A 19,481-nucleotide genomic window follows, 5' to 3' on the forward strand; every position below is an offset into this window, starting at 1 on the left:
ACAGTCGGTGAAGGCGTCTGTGGGGCACGTGATCAGACAGCATGGTAGGCCGGTCCGCCGTGGCGTGAATCACCTGATCCACTGCTCACAGCGCCGCTACCTGCCGGTAGATTCAGAGCCTCTTGAACGATCAAGTCTGAAACTTGTTCTAGATTAGCGTCCCGACGTAGTGTCGCAGGACAGTGCAGGCAGAAGGGGGCACGGAGTGACCGCTGAGGCCCGTGCGGCGGGCGTCGATCACGGCCCCGCTGCCGACGGCGAGCGACCGCTCGACATCGCGCTCCTCACCTATAAAGGGAACCCGTTCTGCGGCGGTCAGGGTGTCTACGTACGGCACCTCTCGCGCGAGCTGGCCCGGCTCGGACACCGGATCGAGGTCATCGGCGCGCAGCCGTACCCCGTGCTCGACGAGGGCTATCCCCGGCTCACCCTCACCGAGCTGCCCAGCCTCGACCTCTACCGCCAGCCCGACCCCTTCCGCACCCCGGGCCGGGACGAGTACCGGGACTGGATCGACGCCCTGGAAGTCGCGACGATGTGGACCGGCGGCTTTCCCGAACCGCTGACCTTCTCCCTGCGCGCCCGCCGCCATCTGCGCGCCCGGCGCGGCGAGTTCGACGTCGTCCACGACAACCAGACGCTCGGATACGGGCTGTTGGGCGACATCGGCGCGCCCCTGGTGACCACCATCCACCACCCCATCACCGTCGACCGGCAGCTGGAGCTGGACGCGGCCGAGGGCTGGCAGCGGCGGTACTCGGTCCGGCGCTGGTACGCCTTCACCCGGATGCAGAAGCGCGTCTCGCGCCGGCTGCCCTCCGTCCTCACCGTCTCCGGCAGCTCCAAGCAGGAGATCGTCGACCACCTCGGTGTCCACGACGACCGCGTCCACGTCGTCCACATCGGCGCCGACACCGATCTGTTCGCGCCGAATCCGGCCGTGCCCGAGGTGCCGGGCCGGATCGTCACCACCTCCAGCGCCGATGTGCCGCTCAAGGGACTGGTGTTCCTGGTGGAGGCGCTGGCCAAGGTGCGCACCGAGTACCCGGCCGCCCACCTCGTCGTCGTCGGCAAGCGCCCCGAGGAGGGCCCGGTCGCGGCGGCGATCGAGCGGTACGGCCTCGAAGACGCCGTCGAGTTCGTCAAGGGCATCTCCGACGCCAAACTCGTCGACCTGATCCGCTCGGCCGAGGTGGCCTGTGTGCCCTCGCTGTACGAGGGCTTCTCGCTGCCCGCGGCCGAGGCCATGGCCACCGGCACCCCGCTGCTCGCCACGACCGGCGGCGCGATCCCCGAGGTCGCCGGCCGTGACGGCGAGACCTGCCTCGCGGTACCGCCCGGCGACGCGGGGGCGCTGGCCGCCGGGCTGGGCCGGCTGCTCGGGGACCCGGAGCTGAGGGTGCGGCTCGGCCGCGCCGGGCGGGAACGGGTGCTGCGGCACTTCACCTGGGCCCGCGCAGCGGAGGGCACGGTGGCCCACTACCGCGAGGCCATCGCCCGCTCCGGCGGCCCCCGCCGCCCGGCGGACCCAGTGATCCAGAACCCCGGCCGCCTGGCGGCCCCGGCAAGTGTTGCAGGCGTCTCTTCCGAAAGCAGGGCCACGTGCTGACCGTCGACTTCTCCCGGTTCCCGCTCGCCCCCGGCGACCGAGTCCTGGACCTCGGCTGCGGGGCCGGCCGGCACGCCTTCGAGTGCTACCGGCGCGGCGCCCAGGTCGTGGCCCTGGACCAGAACGGCGAGGAGATCCGCGAGGTCGCCAAGTGGTTCGCGGCGATGAAGGAGGCCGGGGAGGCCCCCGAGGGCGCCACCGCCACCGCCATGGAGGGCGACGCGCTCGCCCTGCCCTTCCCCGACGAGTCCTTCGACGTGGTCATCATCTCCGAGGTGATGGAGCACATCCCCGACGACAAGGGCGTGCTCGCCGAGATGGTCCGGGTGCTCAGGCCGGGCGGCCGGATCGCCGTCACCGTGCCGCGCTACGGGCCCGAGAAGGTCTGCTGGGCGCTGTCCGACGCCTACCACGAGGTCGAGGGCGGCCACATCCGCATCTACAAGGCCGACGAACTCGTGGCGAAGATCCGCGAGGCGGGCCTGAAGCCGTACGGCAGCCACCACGCGCACGCCCTGCACTCGCCGTACTGGTGGCTGAAGTGCGCGTTCGGTGTCGACAACGACAAGGCGCTGCCGGTGCGGGCGTACCACAAGCTGCTGGTCTGGGACATCATGAAGAAGCCGCTCGCCACCCGGGTCGCCGAGCAGGCGCTGAACCCGCTGATCGGCAAGAGCTTCGTGGTCTACGCGACCAAGCCGCACCTGCCGCGTCTCGACGAGACCGCGGCCGGGACCGCGCCCGAGACCTCCGAGGCGGCCGCCAAGTGACCACCCCCCGGACAGAACACCTCGTCCTGCCCGGGGTCCTCACCGCCGAGCAGGCCGCCGCGACCGTCCGCGGCATCCTCGCCGTACAGCGGGAGGACGGCGCGATTCCGTGGTTCCGCGGGCATCACCTGGACCCGTGGGACCACACCGAGGCCGCGATGGCCCTGGACGCGGCCGGCGAGCACGAGGCCGCCGAGCGGGCCTACGACTGGCTGGCCCGGCACCAGAACGAGGACGGCTCCTGGTACGCCGCCTACGCCGACGGCGCCCACGACGACGTCACCGACCGCGCCCGCGAGTCCAACTTCGTCGCCTACATAGCCGTAGGCGTGTGGCACCACTACCTGTCCACCGGCGACGACACGTTCCTGGACCGCATGTGGCCGACCGTCTACGCGGCCATGGAGTGGGTGCTCGCCCTCCAGCAGCCCGGCGGCCAGATCGGCTGGCGCCGCGAGGACGACGGCACGCCCACCGCGGACGCCCTGCTCACCGGCAGCTCCTCCATCCACCACGCGCTGCGCTGCGCCCTCGCCATCGCCGAGCAGCGTGAAGAGCCGCAGCCCGACTGGGAGTTGGCGGTCGGCGGGCTCCGGCACGCGATCCGTCGGCACCCGGAGCGCTTCCTCGACAAGGACCGCTACTCGATGGACTGGTACTACCCGGTCCTCGGCGGCGCCCTCACCGGCGAGGAGGCCAAGGCGCGCATAGCGCAGTCCTGGGACCGGTTCGTCGTACCGGACACCGGGGTGCGCTGCGTGGTCCCCAACCCCTGGGTGACCGGCGGCGAGTCCAGCGAGCTCGCCCTCGCCCTGTGGGCGGTGGGGGAGTCGGACCGCGCCCTGACCATCCTCCAGTCCATCCAGCACCTGCGCGACCCGCAGAGCGGCCTGTACTGGACGGGCTACGTCTTCGAGGACGACGCGATCTGGCCCCGCGAACTCACCACCTGGACGGCCGGTTCCCTGCTCCTCGCCGTCGCCGCACTCGGCGGCCACGAGGCCACCTGCGCGGTGTTCGGCGGTGAGTACCTGCCGACCGGCCTGGACCCGGACTGCTGCGGCTAGCCCGAGGGGCTCGGTGCCGGTGCGTATGGTGCCTTGCGGATTGCCGGGCCGCGACCGGTGACACCCGAACGGCGGACTCCGAGTGGCGCGGGCGGCCCTCCCGGGTGAGGCTGCCCAGGGAAGCAAACCGCTCGGGGAGGACACGTCCGGAGGACACCGTGCCCGTACCGATACGGCGCCTGTGCCTGGCGCTCACGCTGTGCTGCGCCCTGCTGGCCGGTTCCACCGCCTGCGGCAGCAGCGAGAAGAGCAGTACGAAGGACACCGCGGCGGTCCAGGCCGCACCCGCCGCCACCCCCAGTCCGACCACCTCGGCCGAACGGCAGAAGTTCGCCAAGGCCCGGTTCGTGGCGAACGCCGGGCTCGCGGCCGGCGCGACCTACCAGTGGATCGTGAAGCCCTGGAAGGCAGGCAAGTTCAAGAAGGGCGCCCACGGCCGCAAGGCGACCCTGGTCAAGGCCGGTCTGGCCGGTGCGTTCACCTACAGCCGGCTCAAGGCGGCCGTCCGCAACGCCCAGGGCGACCCCCTGCTGTCCAAGGCGCTCGCCCCGCTCAACTCCGCCATCGAGGGCCTGAAGAACCTGCCGGCCAAGCTGCGCAGCGGCGACGGGAGCGCGGCCGGCTCCTTCAACGACGTCGTCAACAAGGTCAAGGACGCGGGGAACAGCGCCGGCGCCCCGGTCAAGGAGCAGGTGCCCTCGGCGTCCCAGCTCTCCGGCGGCTAGGAGTTGAGCTCCGCCAGCACTCTGAGGGTGTGCGGGTCCGGCGACAGGGCCAGCAGGTCCGTCACCGGACCCGCGCGCCACAACTGAAGCCGCTCGGCGATGCGTTCCCGCGGGCCCACCAGCGAGATCTCGTCGGCGAAGGCGTCCGGCACGGCCAGCACGGCCTCCTCGCGCCGTCCCGCCAGGAACAGCTCCTGGATCCGCCGGGCCTCCTTCTCGTACCCCATCCGCGCCATGAGGTCGGCATGGAAGTTGCGGGAGGCATGGCCCATCCCGCCGATGTAGAAACCGAGCATGGCCTTCACCGGCAGCAGCCCCTCGGCCACGTCGTCGCACACCTTCACCCGGGCCATCGCAGCCACCAGGAACCCCTCCGGCAGCGTGCGCACCACCTCCCCGTACGCCTCGGGCCGGCTCGGCGCCCAGTACAGCGGCAGCCAGCCGTCGGCGATGGAGACGGTCTGCGCCACGTTCTTCGGCCCCTCGGCGCCGAGCAGGACGGGCAGATGGGCCCGCAGGGGATGCGTGATCGGCTTCAGCGGCCTGCCGAGCCCGGTGCCGTCCGGCCCGCGGTAGGGCAGGGGATGGAACCGCCCACCGGAGGCGACCGGCGCCTGGCGCCGCAGCACCTGCCGTACGACGTCCACGTACTCCCGGGTCGCGGTCAGCGGCGACTTCGGGAACGGGCGGCCGTACCAGCCCTCCACCACCTGCGGCCCGGACAGCCCGAGCCCCAGCATCATCCGCCCGCCGGAGAGGTGGTCCAGGGTGAGCGCGTGCATCGCGGTGGTGGTCGGCGACCGGGCGGCCATCTGGGCAACGGCCGTACCGAGCTTGATCGTTGAGGTCCGAGCGGCGATCCAGGTGAGCGGCGTGAACGCGTCCGAGCCCCACGACTCCGCGGTCCACACGGAGTCGTACCCGAGCCGCTCCGCCTCCTGCGCGAGCGGCACATGACCGGCGTCCGGGCCGCGTCCCCAGTAACCGAGTGCGAGACCGAGCCGCATGCGCCTGCCTCCTGACGATTCGTCAGATCCTCCCGGGAGGCGACTGTACGACAACGGCCCCCCGCCCGGAAGGGCGAGGGGCCGTGTGCGTCCGGTGTGCGGAACTCAGCCGCGCTGGATGCCGGAGGTGTCCTGGAGCACGCCCCGGCGGCCGTCCTGGGTCTGCGCGACCAGCGCGGCACCGCGCTGCTCGACGGCCAGGTACCAGGTGCCCGGCGCCAGTTCGGCGATCGGGGTCGGCGAGCCGTCCTCCGCGAACAGCGGACGGGTCACCGGCACCGCGAACCAGAACGGCGAGAAGTCCCCGGCGGGCGGCTGCGCGGCCGCCGGAGCCCCCTGCGGCGCGGGCTGCTGCCCGAACGGCTGCCCCGGCTGCGGCTGCGCACCGTACGGCTGGCCCGGCTGCGGCTGGGCCCCCGGGTAGCCGTAACCACCGGGCGGCTGGGCGCCGTAGGGCTGCGGGGCGGCCGGCTTGGGGGCCGGGAGGAGGGCGGCCTGCAGCGGCGGGGAGAGCGGGGTGGCGATGGCGGCACCCGCGAGAACCAGGGCGGCGATGAACCCGAGGATGAGACCGGCGCCGGCGCTCACGCCGTCCGGGAGGTCGATCAGTGTCCACAGCAGCGACCAGGCCGCCAGGATCGGGAACGCGGTGCCGACCTGGTTGAGGTCGAGCCCGAGGACCTTGCGCGGCTGCGGCAGACAACGGTTGACGACGATGAGGCCGGCACCGATCACCGCACCCATGTAGATGCCCAGGCCCATGCCCAGGCTGTCCCACGCGTTCCCGCTGGCCGAGGAGCCGAGGAGGGAGTAGCTCTGGAAGGTGAGGAACGACGCGATGAACAGCACCACCGCTGCTCCGATCACCACGCCGTCGCCTCTAGTGAGGGAGCGGATATTCACTTCAGGTCCTTCGTGAGTCGTCTCGTCGTCGGTAGACACTACCGTCCGCAAGATCCGGCTGTCCGGTCGGTTCCGTCCGTCGGTCACGAAGCGCGCAGGAAACTCACGATTCCATCAGAGATCCCTTGCGCCGCCCGCTCCCGCCAGGCGCCGCTGGTCAGCAGTGCCGCGTCCTTGCTATCGCGCATGTTGCCGCACTCGATGAACACCTTCGGAACCGTTGACAGATTGAGACCGCCCAGGTCCGTACGTGTGACGAGACCGGTGCCGTTCCCAAGGTAGTTGGACGGCGGTTCGCCGGTGTCGCGCAGGAAGTTGCCGGCGATGCGCACGCCGAGGTCGTGCGAGGGTCCGACGATCGGCCGGGTGTCGGCGGCACCCGCGTGCACCGAGCCCGGCAGGATGACGTGGAAGCCGCGGTTGCCCTCCGTCGAGCCGTCGGCGTGGATGGAGATCGCAGCGTCCGCGTGCGCCTCGTTGCCGATCCGGGCCCGCTCGTCCACGCACGGACCCCAGGCCGGGCTGTCGCCGTCATGCGTCAGCCTGACCGTGGCGCCCTGCTTCTCCAGCAGCGTGCGCAGCCGGTGTGCGACGTCCAGGGTGAACCGGGCCTCGGTGTAACCGTCGTTGGTGGACGTCCCGGTGGTGTCGCACTCCTTCAAGTTCGTGCCGATGTCCACCTTGCGGTTGATTTCGGCCGAGTGCTGGACGTTGCCCGGGTTGTGCCCGGGGTCGATGACGACGACCTTGCCCTTGAGCGGACCGGACGCGGACCCCTGCGAGGGCTGCTTGCCGTCGTCCGTCGCGGAAGGCGAAGCAGAGGCGGAGTGAGCGGACGGGGAGGGCGCGGCGGACGTACGGGACGCCGGAGCCGCGGAGGCGGTACGGGCCCCGCCGCCGTCGGCACCGCCGCCCACCGCCTCGTACACCACCCAGCCGAGCAGCGCACCGGGCACCAGCGCGGCGAGCGCCACCGTCAGCGGGCCGCGCCGGGGCCGGCGCGGCTGCGGGGAATCGAACTCCGGGCCTAGGTACGACACGTCTGCGACTCTAACCGGGGCCTCAGATCCCCGCTCGCGTTCGCCGCAGGACGCGCAGGGAGCCGGTCACCGAGACCTCCGTGAACGCCCCGGACTCAAGGGCCCGGAGGTACACGCGGTACGGGGCCTGCCCGGTGAACTCGTCCTCGGGCTCCGGGAAGACGTCGTGGATGACGAGGAGGCCGCCCTCGGCCACATGGGGGGCCCAGCCCTCGTAGTCGGCGCCCGCGTGCTCGTCGGTGTGTCCGCCGTCGACGAAGACGAGTCCGAGCGGGGTGTTCCAGATGGCCGCGATCTGCGGCGAGCGGCCCACGAGCGCGACCACATGGTCCTCCAGCCCCGCCTTGAACAGCGTCCGCCGGAAGGCCGGCAGGGTGTCCATCAGGCCGACCTCCGGGTCGACCGTCTCCGGGTCGTGGTAGTCCCAGCCGGGCTGCTGCTCCTCGCTGCCCCGGTGGTGGTCCACGGTCAGCGCCGTGACCCCGGCCGCACGGGCCGCGTCGGCGAGCAGCACCGTGGACCGCCCGCAGTACGTCCCGACCTCCAGCAACGGCAGCCCCAGCCGCCCCGCCTCCACCGCGGCCTCGTACAACGCCAGCCCCTCGTCCACGGGCATGAACCCCTTGGCCGCCTCGAACGCGGCCAGGATCTCGGGCTTGGGGGCGGTGGCGGGCATGGGGGCCTTCCGGTCGTACGACTGTTCAGGGGGCCCATGCTGCCGCACCCCCGGTCACTTATTCGACAGGGGGTGCGTTTCATAGGGGCGCGGGGAACTGCGCGAATGGCCACGACGGCGAGTCGGCCGCCAGACGGCAGTACCCCCGAGCTCTTAGGCGCTCACAATCTCCCCAGGCAACGAAAGATCCAGCTCGACAGCCCGCTCCTCCCCGGAATGCGTGGCGGAGGAAGCAAGCGGCCCATGGCCGGAGGCCTTCGCGGCGAGCACATACGCGCCCTGAGCCGGCACGGCGAGTGCATAGCTGCCGTCCTCGTCGGAGACGGTCGCCCCGGCCTGCCGTCCCCGCCGGTCGATCAGCGTGACCTTGGCCCGGGCGACCGGAACGCCGTCGGCACCCAGAACCCGCCCGCGGAATCCGCGCAGCACCTCCTCGGCCCGCTCCAGCGAGGCGTCCTCCTCGCTGCTGGCCCGCAGCTGGGTGTGCTGCTGCCCCGGCCGGGAGGCCTTCGGCAGGAACAGCGCGAGCAGCAGGCCCACCGCCACCGCGGCCGTGGCGATCAGGAAGGACACCCGGAAGCCGTGCATGGTCGGGATCGCGATGCCGCCCACCTTCTGCGCCGTGTTGGCGAGCACCATGCCGATGACGGCACTGGACACCGACGTGCCGATGGACCGCATGAGCGTGTTGAGGCCGTTGGCCGCGCCGGTCTCCGAGGCCGGGACCGCGCCGACGATCAGCGCGGGCAGCGAGGAGTAGGCGAGGCCGATGCCCGCGCCGAGCACGACGGACGTGACGATCGTCTGCCAGGCCGCGTCCATCAGGCCGAGCCCGCCGCCGTAGCCGAGGGCGATGATCAGCAGGCCGATGATGAGGGTGACCTTGGGGCCGTACCTGGCGGACAGCCGGGCGTACACGGGAGCCGTGAACATCATCGTCAGGCCCAGCGGGGCCACGCACAGACCCGCGACGACCATGGACTGGCCGAGGCCGTAGCCGGTGGCCTTCGGCAGCTGGAGCAGCTGGGGCAGGACCAGGGAGACGACGTAGAACGCCACGCCGACCATGATCGACGCGAGGTTGGTGAAGAGGACGGCCGGGCGCGCGGTGGTGCGCAGATCGACCAGGGGTGCCGTCGCGCGCAGCTCGTACAGGCCCCACAGCAGGAGGACCACGACCGACGCGGCGAACAGGCCGAGCGTGGTACCGGACGACCAGCCCCAGTCGCTGCCCTTGGTGATGGGCAGCAGGAGCAGCACCAGGCCGGTGGACAGGCCGAGCGCACCGAGCAGGTCGAAGGAGCCCTCCGCCCGCATCGGGGACTCGGGTACGACGAGGAGGGTGAGGACGATGGACAGCGCGCCGAGGCCGGCGGCGCCGTAGAACAGGGCGTGCCAGTTCGTGTGCTGCGCGACCAGGGCCGCGGCGGGCAGCGCGAGGCCGCCGCCGACGCCGATCGAGGAGCTCATCAGGGCCATCGCCGAGCCGAGCTTCTCGCGCGGGAGCATGTCCCGCATCAGGCCGATGCCGAGCGGGATCGCGCCCATGGCGAAGCCCTGGAGGGTACGGCCGACGATCATGGTGAGCAGCTGGCTGGTGAGCGCGCTGACCAGGGCGCCGACGACCATCACGGCGAGGCTGAGGATCAGCATCCGCCGCTTGCCGTAGAGGTCGCCGAGGCGGCCCATGATCGGGGTGGCCACGGCGCCGGACAGGAGGGTCGAGGTGAGGACCCAGGTGGCGTTGGAGGGAGCGGTGTCCAGCAGCTGCGGCAGGTCCTTGATGACCGGCACGAGCAGGGTCTGCATCACCGCGACGACGATGCCCGCGAAGGCGAGCACCGGGACCACGGCGCCGCCCGCTCTGCGGGCCGGCTGGTCGGTCGTCGTGTGGGTCATGGAGTCGAGGCCTCCCCGTAGTGACATGTGCTGGGTGAACCTCGTATCCACAGGCAACTATTCCGTTGCTTCGGGCCTCTAATCAATCCTTGACCGGTTCATGGGTATCTGACTGGTCGTCGGCTATGCCGGCGTCCTCGCCTCCCGCACGGTCCACCGGCCGCTGACCAAGCTGCAGCCGGACGCGCGGGTGGGGCTCGCGCACAACATCGGGCTGGGCGGGGCGGCGGCGGTGACGGTGCTGCGCGCGGTCCAGGTCTAGGCCGTACGGCCTAGTACCGGCGGTCGTGACCGGTGGTCCGAAATGCCGATGCAAGGACCGTAACCGGGTTGAGAGCATGACGCCCATGCTGGAAGCCGCCGACACCACACCTCTCATATCCCGCCGCACGGCCGCCCCGACCTGGCTGGTGGTGGCGCTCGCCTGCGCCGGACAGTTCCTGGTCGTCCTCGACGTGTCGGTGGTGAACGTCGCGCTGCCGTCCATGCGCAGCGGTCTCGGCCTGACCCCGTCGGGCCTGCAGTGGGTCGTGAACGCGTACGCCATCGCCTTCGCCGGGTTCATGCTGCTCGGCGGCCGGGCCGGCGACCTGTACGGGCGCAAGCGGATGTTCCTCGTCGGGCTCGGCCTGTTCACGCTGGCCTCGCTGGGCGGCGGCCTCGCCCAGGAGGGCTGGCAGCTGCTGCTGGCGCGGGCCGTGCAGGGGCTGGGCGCGGCGGTGCTGGCCCCCTCGACGCTGACCCTGCTGACGGCCGCCGTGCCGGAGGGTGCGGCGCGGGCGCGCGCGATCGCCACCTGGACCGCGGTCGGCGCCGGCGGCGGGGCCGCGGGCGGACTGGTCGGCGGGGTGCTCGTGGACGTGCTGTCCTGGCGCTGGGTGCTGCTGATCAACGTGCCCGTGGGCGCGCTGGTGCTGGCCGGCTCGGTGCGCCGGCTCACCGAGAGCCGGGCCGGCGACGGGCGGCGCCTGGACCTGCCGGGCGCGCTGCTGGTCACGGCGGGTCTCGCGGTCCTCGCCTACGGCATCTCGCAGACGGAGGCGGAGGGCTGGACGGCCGCCGCCACGCTCCTCCCGCTGCTCGCGGGCCTCGCGCTCGTCGCCCTGTTCCTGCTGGTCGAGGCGCGTACGGCGGCCCCGCTGATGCCGCTCGGCCTGTTGCGGCTGCGCTCGGTCGCCTCGGCCAACGCGGCGATGTTCCTCTCCGGCTCGGCCATGTTCTGCATGTGGTACTTCATGACCCTGTACGCCCAGAACGTCCTCGGCTACACGCCGTTGGAGGCCGGGGTCGCCCTCGTTCCCAGCTCGCTGTCCGTGGTCATCGGCTCCAAACTGGCGCCGCGCCTGATGCGGGCGGCAGGCGCGCGGACCGTGGCGGCGCTGGGCACGCTGGTGGCCGCGACGGGCTTCGGCTGGCAGTCGACGATGAGCGCGCACGAGGCCTACGTCACCGCGATCATGATCCCGGGGATCCTCATGATGCTGGGCGCGGGACTCGCGGCGACCCCGCTCGCCTCCCTGGCCACGTCCGGGGCGGCACCGGGCGAGGCCGGTGTGGTGTCGGGGCTGGTCAACACCTCGCGCACGATGGGCGGTTCGCTCGGGCTCGCCGTGATGTCGACCGTCGCCGCGGCCGGCACGGGCAGCGGCCACGGCCCCGAGGCGCTGACCGACGGCTACGCGCTGGCCTTCCGGACCAGTACGGCGGTGCTGCTGGGCGGGGCGGTGCTGATGCTGCTGTGGCTGCCGCGGAGGATTTCCTCGACGTGAGGCAACGGTCCGGGCGGCCACCGTGGTCGAGCCCCAGGCGGTGGCCGGCTCGCACGTGGCTCAGAGCTCGTACGTGGCTCAGAGCCAGCCCTGCTGCCGGGCCTCCCGCACCGCCTCCGCCCGGTTGCGGGTGCCCGTCTTGCCGATCGCCGAGGACAGGTAGTTGCGGACGGTGGACTCGGACAGGTGCAGTTTGCAGGCGATGTCGGCGACGGTCGCCCCGTCGACCGACGCCTTCAGCACCTCGCACTCCCGGGCCGTGAGCGGACTGGGCCCGGCGCTGAGCGCGGCGGCGGCCAGGGCCGGATCGACGACGGTCTCCCCGCTGAGCACGCGCCGGATCGCCGCGGCCAGTTCCTCCACGGGCCCGTCCTTGACGAGGAACCCGGCCGCCCCGGCCTCCATGGCGCGGCGCAGATAGCCGGGCCGGCCGAAGGTGGTGAGGATCAGCACCCGGCAGTCGGGCGCCTGCTCGCGCAGCTCGGCCGCCGCGTCCAGCCCGCTGATGCCCGGCAGCTCGATGTCCAGCAGGGCCACGTCCGGCCGGTGGGTGAGCACGGCGTCCACGATGCCGTCGCCCGACCCCAGTTGGGACACCACCTCGATGTCCTCCTCCATGCCGAGCAGCAGAGCGAGCGCGCCCCGCATCATGCCCTGATCCTCGGCGAGCAGCACCCGAATGGACTTGGCGGGCCGATGGTCCCGGGGCATCTCGTTCATGGCCTCAGGTTACGGCCGGGACCCCGGCCCACCGCGGCGCTCGGGGCCCTAGACTCGCTGTATGCCGGAGTCCTCGACCGCGCGCTTCTACGACGAGCTGGCCGGCGACTACCACCTGATCTACGCGGACTGGGCGGCGAGCGTCCGCCGGCAGGGCGCCGGGCTGGACGCCCTGCTCGGCCGGGAGCGGGCGGCGGTGCTGGACTGCTCCTGCGGCATCGGCACGCAGGCGATCGGGCTGGCGCTGCGCGGCCACCGGGTCGTCGGGACCGACCTCAGCGTGCGGGCCGCGGCCCGGGCCGGCCGAGAGGCCGCCCGGCTCGGGGTGGCGCTGCCCACCGCCGGTGCCGACATGCGGCAACTACCCTTCCCCGGTGGCCGGTTCGACGCCGTCGTCTGTGCCGACAACTCGCTGCCCCATCTCCTCACCGAGCCGGACGTGCGGGCCGCGCTGGGGGAGATGCACAGGGTGCTGCGGCCCGGCGGGCGGCTGCTCGTCAGTACCCGCCCCTATGACGAGCTGCTGCGCGAGCGGCCGGTCTCGACGCCCCCGCAGGTGCACGAGCCCGCCGACGGCACCGGGCGGACCGTCACCTTCCAGCTGTGGCGGTGGCAGGCGGACGGCGAGCGCTACGAGCTGGAGCACTTCCAGCTGGTCCCGGCCCGGGAGGGCGAAGGGCAGTGGGAGGTCCGGGTCCGCCGGGCCGCCTACTGGGCGCTGGGGCGGGAACGGCTCGCCGGATTCGCCGCCGGTGCGGGATTCACGGACATCGCCTGGCTGATGCCCGAAGAGACGGGTTTCTTCCAGCCGTTGCTCACGGCTCGGGCAGCCGTCGTCGATTAAAGACTTGGCATTGTCCGCTGCGGCGGGGGTTGACGGTCTCCGGCGGTACTCAAACAATCGCCCCTGCATTTCCAGAAATCCGTTCCCTTTTCGTCGTCGAATAGGTTCGGTATTTCGGTCGAACAGCGTCCGAAATACCGAACAAAAGAATCCGAGGTGCACCGTGCCCCTGAGCTCCCCCCACGTCCGCCCCCGGCGGCTGAGAAGCGCCGTCCTGTCCGTGCTCGCCGTCTGCGCGACCCTCGCCGCGCTGCTCCTCGGCGTCGGAGCGCCCCAGGCCGCCGCCGCGAGTTCGCTGCCCTGTGACGTCTATGCCGCCGCGGGCACCCCCTGTGTCGCCGCGCACAGCATGGTCCGGGCGCTGTACTCGTCGTACAACGGCCCGCTCTACCAGGTGCAGCGGGCCTCGGACGGCGCCACGAAGGACATCGGGCTGCTGGCCGCCGGCGGATACGCGAACGCGGCCGCCCAGGACTCCTTCTGCTCCGGCACGACCTGCATCATCACCAGGATCTACGACCAGTCCTCACGCCACAACGACCTCACCGTCGAGGGCGCGGGCGGGGCCGGGAAGGCCGATGTCGGGGCGCCCGCCGACGCGCTGCCGGTGACCGTCGGCGGCCACCAGGTCTACGGCCTGGAGATCTCCGCCGGCATGGGCTACCGGAACGACTCCACCTCCGGCGTCGCCACCAACGGCGCCGCCGAGGGGATGTACATGGTGACCTCCGGCACCCACGTCAACGGCGCCTGCTGCTTCGACTACGGCAACGCCGAGACCAACAACAAGGACACCGGCAACGGTCACATGGACGCCATCAACTTCGGCACCGAGTGCTGGTTCTCGCCCTGCTACGGGCAGGGCCCCTGGGTGCAGGCCGATCTGGAGAACGGGCTGTTCCAGTCCGACGCCGGATACAGCAAGAACTCCTCCAACACCGGCACCGGACCGCTGCCGTTCGTGACCGCGCTGCTCAAGAACAACGGCCAGAACCATTTCGCGCTGAAATGGGGGAATGCACAATCCGGCGGGCTCACGACCACCTATTCCGGCGGTGAGCCGACCACGAGCGGATACTCGCCGATGCACCAGGAGGGCGCGATCGTCCTCGGCACCGGCGGCGACAACAGCAACGGCTCCATCGGCTCCTTCTTCGAGGGCGTCATGACCTCCGGCATCCCGACGGACGCCGCCGACAACGCCGTCCAGGCCGACATCGTCTCCGTCGGCTACGGCGGCGCGACCGGCAGCACCGGCACACTCAACCCGGGCTCGGAGATCTCGCTGCGCGCCACCACCTCCTGCTGCACCGCCGACTACGTCCGCCACCAGAACGACGCCGGCGTCCTGTCCGCCATCACCTCCAGCAGCTCCAGCCTGGACAAGAGCGACGCCACCTGGATCGTGCGCAAGGGACTCGCGAGCAGCTCCTGCGTCTCCTTCGAGTCACGCAACTACCCCGGCGACTACCTGCGCCACTTCAACTACAAGCTCTACCGGCAGCCCATGGACGGCACCGCCCAGTTCCGGGCCGACGCCACCTTCTGTCCGCAGACCGGCAAGAGCGGCACCGGCACCTCGTTCGCCTCGTACAACTACCCGACGAGATACCTGCGCCACTACGACTACAACCTCTACATAGCCAGCGACGGCGGATCCAACGCCTTCGACAGCAGTACGTCCTGGACCGACGACGTCAGCTGGGCGGTCAGCGCGCCCTGGGCGCCGTAGCCACCGCGTCCGCGAACTCCGCCGACTCCACTGGGAGTTCGGCGGTCACCGTGAAACCGCCGCGCGGCGACGGGCCGGCCGTCAGCGAGCCGCCCGCCGCCGCGAGGCGCTCGGTCAGCCCCTTCAGGCCCGTGCCGCCGATGCCCGGCTGCGGCCGGCTCACGGGTGTGCCGCTGCCGTTGTCGGTGACGGTCAGCCGGACCTGCTCGGTGCCGCTGTCCACGGTGATCTCACAGCGGCTCGCGTCGCTGTGCCGGACCACATTGGTGACCGCCTCGCGCACCACCCAGCCGAGCAGCGCCTCGGTCTGCGGTTCCAGCGGCGTACCGGACTGCCGTACCACCGGCTCCACGCTCGCCGCGGACAGCGCCGAGCGGGCCCGGGTCAGCTCGGTGGCGAGGCTGCCCTCCCGATAGCCGGTCACCGCCTCCCGGATCTCGGTGAGCGCCTGCCGGCCCACCGACTCGATGTCCGTGATCTGGCCCAGCGCCGCGTCCATGTCGCGCGCGGCCAGCCGCCGGGCCGCCTCCGACTTCACCACGATCACCGACAGCGTGTGCCCCAGCAGGTCGTGCAGATCCCGCGAGAAGCGCAGCCGCTCCTTCTCCACCGCGCGCCGGGCCAGCTCCTCGCGGGCGGCGCGCAGCTCCCGTACGGCCTCGGACAGACCGAGGATCGCGGCGGTCACCATGCTGGAGAGGAAGGTGCCATAGGCGATGTTCACCGCGTCTCCGCCCTCGCGGACGCCGGAGATCGCACCCGCGTACGCGGCGAGCAGCAGACCCGTACGGCCCAGCCACGGGCCGCGCAGCACCGCGCCCGTCGCGAGCCCCAGCAGCGGGAAGAAAAACAGCCAGGTGCCGCCGTAACCGAGGGCCAGGCCCGTGGTGACCAGGCCCATCAGCCCCAGCGCCACCCGGGTGGAGACCGCCTCGCGCGTCTCCCGGTGGAAGGCGCGGAACGTGACGTAGACGTACAGAGAGTTGAAGGCCAGCAGGCCCAGGCCGCCGATCAGCGGGTTCGGGGTCTTGCCCTGGAGCAGGTTGGAGAAGGCCCCCATCCCCATCAGCAGCCAGGGCAGCAGCGCGAAACCGGTGGGCGGCGGGCCCGGATGGTCGACGTCAGGCTTCTCGCCCCGCTTCCGGGCGGCCCGTTGCGCCGCCTTGAACCGCTCGTGCTCGGCCTTCCACCGGCGCCGCTCGGCCCGCAGGACCTGTATCTGGCACCGAACTCCCGACACCCACGTCATATCTGTTTTTCCCCCGGTCACATGGTCCCCGCCCGACGGCGGTACGACAGAACAGCGTACGAACCGAACAGAACGAGCCAAGTCGTCAGCACGATGATGGCACCGGCGCCCGGCGCGTGCCCCTACGCCGACAGGTCCCGCAGCCAGCAGTGCGAAGCCGTCGTCTTGACCGCCCCCGTGAAGGACACGGCGGTGTTGTCCGTCTGTGTCATGTCTACGACGTTAGGAAGCGCGCCCCGTCTGCGGCAGATGCGCATGTACGGACTCGGGCAGTACAAATGTCACGGTCCCACCGAGCTGACACTGCATCAGGAGCCTTCACAACTGTGGAGCGCTGGGCTATACAGAGGGCGCCGGACTGGAACGCGTTCTAGATCGGCCCGTAGCGACCTCGGTGCGGCCGACGGTGCGGACGTCCGCACCGGGGTCTTGAACCGCCAGTGTCAGGAGCCGTATGCCCATCGACGCAAGCCGAGCCCTCGCGGCCGAACCCCGGACCGGCGAGATCTCCTGGACCACCAAGGACGTCCAGCTCTACCACCTCGGCATCGGCGCGGGAACCAACCCCGACAAGGGTGATCCCGCCACCGACCCCGACGAGCTGCGCTACACCCTGGAGTCCCGGCTGCACGTCCTGCCGAGCTTCGCCACCGTCGCGGGCTCCGGCGCGCCCGGGGTGATCAGCGGGCTGTCCCTGCCGGGTGTGGAGGTCGAGCTCGCCAAGGTCCTGCACGGTGGGCAGACGCTCCGGATCCACCGGCCCATCCCCGCCGAGGGCACGGCGACCGCGACCAACCGGCTCGCCGCCGTCTACGACAAGGGCAAGGCCGCCATCCTGGTCCTGCGCACCGAGGTCGCCGACGCCGACGGCCCGCTGTGGACCAACGACGCCCAGATCTTCGTACGGGGAGAGGGCGGGTGGGGCGGCGACCGGGGTCCCTCCACCCGGCTCGAACCCCCCGCCGGCGCACCCGACCGGACCGTCGAGCGCCCGATCCGCGCGGACCAGGCCCTCCTCTACCGCCTCTCCGGCGACTGGAACCCGCTGCACGCCGACCCGGAGTTCGCCAAGCTTGCCGGCTTCGACAAGCCGATCCTGCACGGGCTGTGCACCTACGGCATCACGCTCAAGGCGGTCGTGGACACGCTGCTCGGCGGGGATGTGAGCCGGGTGCGGTCGTACACCACCCGGTTCGCGGGCGTCGTGTACCCGGGGGAGACCCTGCGCATCCGCATGTGGCGACAGGAGGGGAGCGTGCGGGTGGCCGTGAGCGCGGTCGAGCGGGGCGACGCGCCGGTCCTCGCCGACACCGTCGTAGAGCACTCCTGAAAGCACGCTCGAAACAGCCTTGAGGGGAGCCGCACCATGCGCGCAGCCGTACTGCACGAGATCGGCCAGGAGAAGCTGGAGGTCCTCGACGACGTCGAGGCGGTGGGCTTCGGCCCCGGCAAGGTGAGGGTCCGGGTGCGGGCGACCGGGCTGTGCCACTCGGACCTGTCCGCGATGAGCGGGGTGCTGCCGCAGCCCGCCCCCTTCGTGCCGGGTCACGAGGGTGCCGGTGAGATCCTCGAAGTCGGGGACGGCGTACGGCACTTGAAGGCGGGCGACCGGGTCGTCATCTGCTGGCTGCCCGCCTGCGGCGCCTGTCCGGCCTGCGGGCGCGGCCAGAGCGAGCTGTGCCTGGCCGGGTTCATGAACGCGGGCACCCCCAACTTCCGGCGCGCCGGCGCCGACGTCTTCGGCTTCGCCGGCACCGGCACCTTCGCCGAGGAGGTCGTGGTGGACGCCGGCTGCGCCGTGCCGATCCCGGACGACGTGCCCTACGACATCGCCGCGCTGATCGGCTGCGGAGTCACCACGGGCCTCGGTGCCGCCCTCAACACCGCCGATGTGGAGGCCGGTTCGTCGGTCGCCGTCATCGGCTGCGGCGGCGTCGGCATCTCGGCGGTGCAGGGGGCGCGGCTGAAGGGCGCCGCCGAGATCGTCGCCGTGGACCCGGTCGCCTCCCGGCGCGAGTCCGCCCTCAGGTTCGGTGCCACGAGGGCCGTCTCGCCCGAGGAGCTGGCCGACGCCAAGCAGCAGGTCACCGGCGGCGAGGGCTTCGACTACGTCTTCGAGGTCGTCGGAAAGTCGGCCACCGCCCGCACCGCCTACGAGTACACCCGGCGCGGCGGCACCCTCGTCGTGGTCGGCGCCGGCGCCATGGACGACTTCCTGCAGCTCAACATGTTCGAGTTGTTCTTCGACGAGAAGCGCATACTGCCGTCCCTGTACGGCGGCGGGGACGTGCTGCGCTCCTACGAGCGCGCCATCGCCCTGTGGCGGGCCGGCCGCATCGACCTGGCGGGCCTGATCACCCACCGGGTCCCCCTCGCGGGGATCAACGAGGCACTGGACCAGATGCGTACCGGGACGGCCCTGCGTACGTGCATCGAGATCTGAGGACGGGGACCGGCACATGGCACTGCCATCCGAGGGGCCGTTGAAGGGGCTGTCCGCCGTCGTCACCGGCGCCGGACGCGGGCTCGGCCGGGCCGAGGCACTGGAACTCGCCCGGCTGGGCGCGGCCGTCGTCGTCAACGACTTCGGGCAGCCCGGCCGGGACGGGTCGGGTGCGGCCTCGGCGGGACCGGCCGAAGAGGTCGTCGCCGAGATACGCGCGGCCGGCGGCCGGGCGGTCGCCCACACCGGGGACGTCGCCGACTTCCAACAGGCCCGAGAACTCATCCAGTTGGCCGTCGACGAGTTCGGCAGGCTCGACGTCCTCGTCAACAACGCGGGCATCCTGCGCGACCGCATGGTCTTCTCCATGACGGAGGACGAGTGGGACTCGGTGATCCGTGTCCACCTCAAGGGCCACTTCAACACCACCCACTTCGCCGCCCGGCACTGGCGGGAGCGGTCCAAGGCGGCCGGAGGGGAGAAGGTCTACGGGCGGATCGTCAACACCTCCTCGGAGGCGTTCCTCGCCGGGTCCGCCGGACAGCCCAACTACGCGGCCGCGAAGGGCGGGATCGTCGGCCTGACCACCTCCACGGCCCTTGCCCTCGCCAGGTACGGCGTCACGGCCAACGCGATCTGCCCGCGCGCCCGGACCCGCATGACCGAGGACGTCTTCGCCGGGTTCGAGCAGCCCGCCGACGGCCTGGACCCGCTGGCCCCCGGGCACGTCGCCCCGCTCGTCGGCTACCTGGCCTCGCCGGCCGCCGCCGGGATCAACGGCCAGCTGCTCGTCGTGCACGGCGGCATGGTCGCGATCGTCGAACGGCCGCGGGTGCAGGTGAAGTTCGACAGCAAGCAGGAGACGTTCACCTACGACGAGCTCGACGCCCTGCTCACCGCGCACTACGCGGACCGGCCGCCGGGGGAGACCTTCGCGGCGGCGGAGGTGCTGGGGCTGAAGCGGGGGTAGCGAACTGGGCCTGAAACGGGGGTAGCGAAAAGGGGCGCCCGCTGGACGGGCGCCCCTT

General features: G+C 71.8%; 17 protein-coding genes. 10 read left to right on the forward strand and 7 right to left on the reverse strand.

Annotated features, from left to right (window positions below; translation table 11 throughout):
- The first annotated feature begins 205 nt into the window (after window positions 1-205).
- From ACWC2T_RS01910 to ACWC2T_RS01925, 4 genes are all read left to right on the forward strand, one after another.
- Window positions 206-1,609, forward strand: a complete 1,404-nt coding sequence (locus ACWC2T_RS01910) for a glycosyltransferase family 4 protein (protein ID WP_450668500.1) — start codon at window positions 206-208, stop codon at window positions 1,607-1,609.
- Entirely contained in the window at window positions 1,603-2,379 is a 777-nt protein-coding gene (locus ACWC2T_RS01915; protein ID WP_450668501.1) for a class I SAM-dependent methyltransferase, read from the forward strand. The genes ACWC2T_RS01910 and ACWC2T_RS01915 overlap by 7 nt, the downstream gene beginning before the upstream one ends.
- Entirely contained in the window at window positions 2,376-3,446 is a 1,071-nt protein-coding gene (locus ACWC2T_RS01920; RefSeq protein WP_450668502.1) for a prenyltransferase/squalene oxidase repeat-containing protein, read from the forward strand. Before ACWC2T_RS01915 ends, ACWC2T_RS01920 begins: the two co-directional genes overlap by 4 nt.
- A 158-nt stretch (window positions 3,447-3,604) precedes the next feature.
- Window positions 3,605-4,171: a hypothetical protein gene (locus tag ACWC2T_RS01925; RefSeq protein ID WP_450668503.1), complete on the forward strand. Its 567-nt coding sequence runs from the start codon at window positions 3,605-3,607 to the stop codon at window positions 4,169-4,171.
- Here ACWC2T_RS01925 and ACWC2T_RS01930 read toward each other — a convergent pair.
- From ACWC2T_RS01930 to ACWC2T_RS01950, 5 genes are all read right to left on the reverse strand, one after another.
- Entirely contained in the window at window positions 4,168-5,178 is a 1,011-nt protein-coding gene (locus tag ACWC2T_RS01930) for an LLM class F420-dependent oxidoreductase (RefSeq protein WP_450668504.1), read from the reverse strand. The two genes, ACWC2T_RS01925 and ACWC2T_RS01930, sit on opposite strands and share 4 nt — an antisense overlap.
- 105 nt (window positions 5,179-5,283) lie before the next feature.
- A complete protein-coding gene (locus ACWC2T_RS01935) occupies window positions 5,284-6,048 on the reverse strand; it encodes a hypothetical protein (protein ID WP_450668505.1) in 765 nt (254 codons plus the stop codon).
- 116 nt (window positions 6,049-6,164) lie between these two features.
- A complete protein-coding gene (locus tag ACWC2T_RS01940; RefSeq protein ID WP_450668506.1) occupies window positions 6,165-7,121 on the reverse strand; it encodes an N-acetylmuramoyl-L-alanine amidase in 957 nt (318 codons plus the stop codon).
- A 22-nt stretch (window positions 7,122-7,143) separates the two neighbouring features.
- The gene (locus ACWC2T_RS01945) at window positions 7,144-7,797 is read right to left on the reverse strand and encodes a class I SAM-dependent methyltransferase (RefSeq protein WP_450668507.1); all 654 of its coding nucleotides are present in this window, start codon (window positions 7,795-7,797) and stop codon (window positions 7,144-7,146) included.
- Between the two features lie 153 nt (window positions 7,798-7,950).
- Window positions 7,951-9,696, reverse strand: a complete 1,746-nt coding sequence (locus ACWC2T_RS01950) for an MFS transporter (protein ID WP_450668508.1) — start codon at window positions 9,694-9,696, stop codon at window positions 7,951-7,953.
- A 338-nt stretch (window positions 9,697-10,034) separates the two neighbouring features.
- On the opposite strand from ACWC2T_RS01950, the gene ACWC2T_RS01955 reads away from it, so the two are divergent.
- A complete protein-coding gene (locus ACWC2T_RS01955) occupies window positions 10,035-11,465 on the forward strand; it encodes an MFS transporter (protein WP_450668509.1) in 1,431 nt (476 codons plus the stop codon).
- A 78-nt stretch (window positions 11,466-11,543) separates the two neighbouring features.
- Here ACWC2T_RS01955 and ACWC2T_RS01960 read toward each other — a convergent pair whose 3' ends face one another.
- A complete protein-coding gene (locus ACWC2T_RS01960; protein WP_450668510.1) occupies window positions 11,544-12,185 on the reverse strand; it encodes a response regulator in 642 nt (213 codons plus the stop codon).
- 61 nt (window positions 12,186-12,246) lie between these two features.
- On the opposite strand from ACWC2T_RS01960, the gene ACWC2T_RS01965 reads away from it, so the two are divergent.
- Together ACWC2T_RS01965 and ACWC2T_RS01970 are read left to right on the forward strand one after the other, a co-directional pair.
- Window positions 12,247-13,029, forward strand: a complete 783-nt coding sequence (locus ACWC2T_RS01965) for a class I SAM-dependent methyltransferase (RefSeq protein ID WP_450668511.1) — start codon at window positions 12,247-12,249, stop codon at window positions 13,027-13,029.
- A 163-nt stretch (window positions 13,030-13,192) separates the two neighbouring features.
- Entirely contained in the window at window positions 13,193-14,761 is a 1,569-nt protein-coding gene (locus ACWC2T_RS01970; RefSeq protein ID WP_450668512.1) for an alpha-L-arabinofuranosidase B, read from the forward strand.
- Here ACWC2T_RS01970 and ACWC2T_RS01975 read toward each other — a convergent pair.
- Complete coding sequence (locus ACWC2T_RS01975) at window positions 14,739-16,010, reverse strand: sensor histidine kinase (RefSeq protein ID WP_450668513.1); 1,272 nt, start codon at window positions 16,008-16,010, stop codon at window positions 14,739-14,741. The two genes, ACWC2T_RS01970 and ACWC2T_RS01975, sit on opposite strands and share 23 nt — an antisense overlap.
- Before the next feature lie 454 nt (window positions 16,011-16,464).
- Between ACWC2T_RS01975 and ACWC2T_RS01980 the strand changes: the two genes are divergently transcribed.
- Genes ACWC2T_RS01980 through ACWC2T_RS01990 form a run of 3 tightly spaced genes read left to right on the forward strand, consistent with a single transcriptional unit; the run spans window position 16,465 to window position 19,423 of the window.
- Window positions 16,465-17,340 (forward strand): MaoC/PaaZ C-terminal domain-containing protein, encoded by an 876-nt coding sequence (locus ACWC2T_RS01980; RefSeq protein ID WP_450668514.1) that lies wholly within the window; start codon window positions 16,465-16,467, stop codon window positions 17,338-17,340.
- A 36-nt stretch (window positions 17,341-17,376) separates the two neighbouring features.
- Window positions 17,377-18,453: a Zn-dependent alcohol dehydrogenase gene (locus ACWC2T_RS01985; protein WP_450668515.1), complete on the forward strand. Its 1,077-nt coding sequence runs from the start codon at window positions 17,377-17,379 to the stop codon at window positions 18,451-18,453.
- 16 nt (window positions 18,454-18,469) lie between these two features.
- The gene (locus ACWC2T_RS01990) at window positions 18,470-19,423 is read left to right on the forward strand and encodes a 3-oxoacyl-ACP reductase (protein ID WP_450668516.1); all 954 of its coding nucleotides are present in this window, start codon (window positions 18,470-18,472) and stop codon (window positions 19,421-19,423) included.
- Window positions 19,424-19,481 lie beyond the last annotated feature (58 nt).

The organism is Streptomyces sp. NPDC001393 (assembly GCF_053597455.1).

What these genes read in the sequence shown, in the direction of transcription:
- ACWC2T_RS01930 (WP_450668504.1), bottom strand. Translation starts at nt 5,178, where the DNA reads ATGCGGCTCGGTCTCGCACTCGGTTACTGGGGACGCGGCCCGGACGCC.
- ACWC2T_RS01945 (WP_450668507.1), bottom strand. Translation starts at nt 7,797, where the DNA reads ATGCCCGCCACCGCCCCCAAGCCCGAGATCCTGGCCGCGTTCGAGGCG.
- ACWC2T_RS01950 (WP_450668508.1), bottom strand. Translation starts at nt 9,696, where the DNA reads ATGACCCACACGACGACCGACCAGCCGGCCCGCAGAGCGGGCGGCGCC.
- ACWC2T_RS01955 (WP_450668509.1), top strand. Translation starts at nt 10,035, where the DNA reads ATGACGCCCATGCTGGAAGCCGCCGACACCACACCTCTCATATCCCGC.
- ACWC2T_RS01960 (WP_450668510.1), bottom strand. Translation starts at nt 12,185, where the DNA reads ATGAACGAGATGCCCCGGGACCATCGGCCCGCCAAGTCCATTCGGGTG.
- ACWC2T_RS01965 (WP_450668511.1), top strand. Translation starts at nt 12,247, where the DNA reads ATGCCGGAGTCCTCGACCGCGCGCTTCTACGACGAGCTGGCCGGCGAC.
- ACWC2T_RS01975 (WP_450668513.1), bottom strand. Translation starts at nt 16,010, where the DNA reads ATGACGTGGGTGTCGGGAGTTCGGTGCCAGATACAGGTCCTGCGGGCC.
- ACWC2T_RS01980 (WP_450668514.1), top strand. Translation starts at nt 16,465, where the DNA reads ATGCCCATCGACGCAAGCCGAGCCCTCGCGGCCGAACCCCGGACCGGC.
- ACWC2T_RS01985 (WP_450668515.1), top strand. Translation starts at nt 17,377, where the DNA reads ATGCGCGCAGCCGTACTGCACGAGATCGGCCAGGAGAAGCTGGAGGTC.
- ACWC2T_RS01990 (WP_450668516.1), top strand. Translation starts at nt 18,470, where the DNA reads ATGGCACTGCCATCCGAGGGGCCGTTGAAGGGGCTGTCCGCCGTCGTC.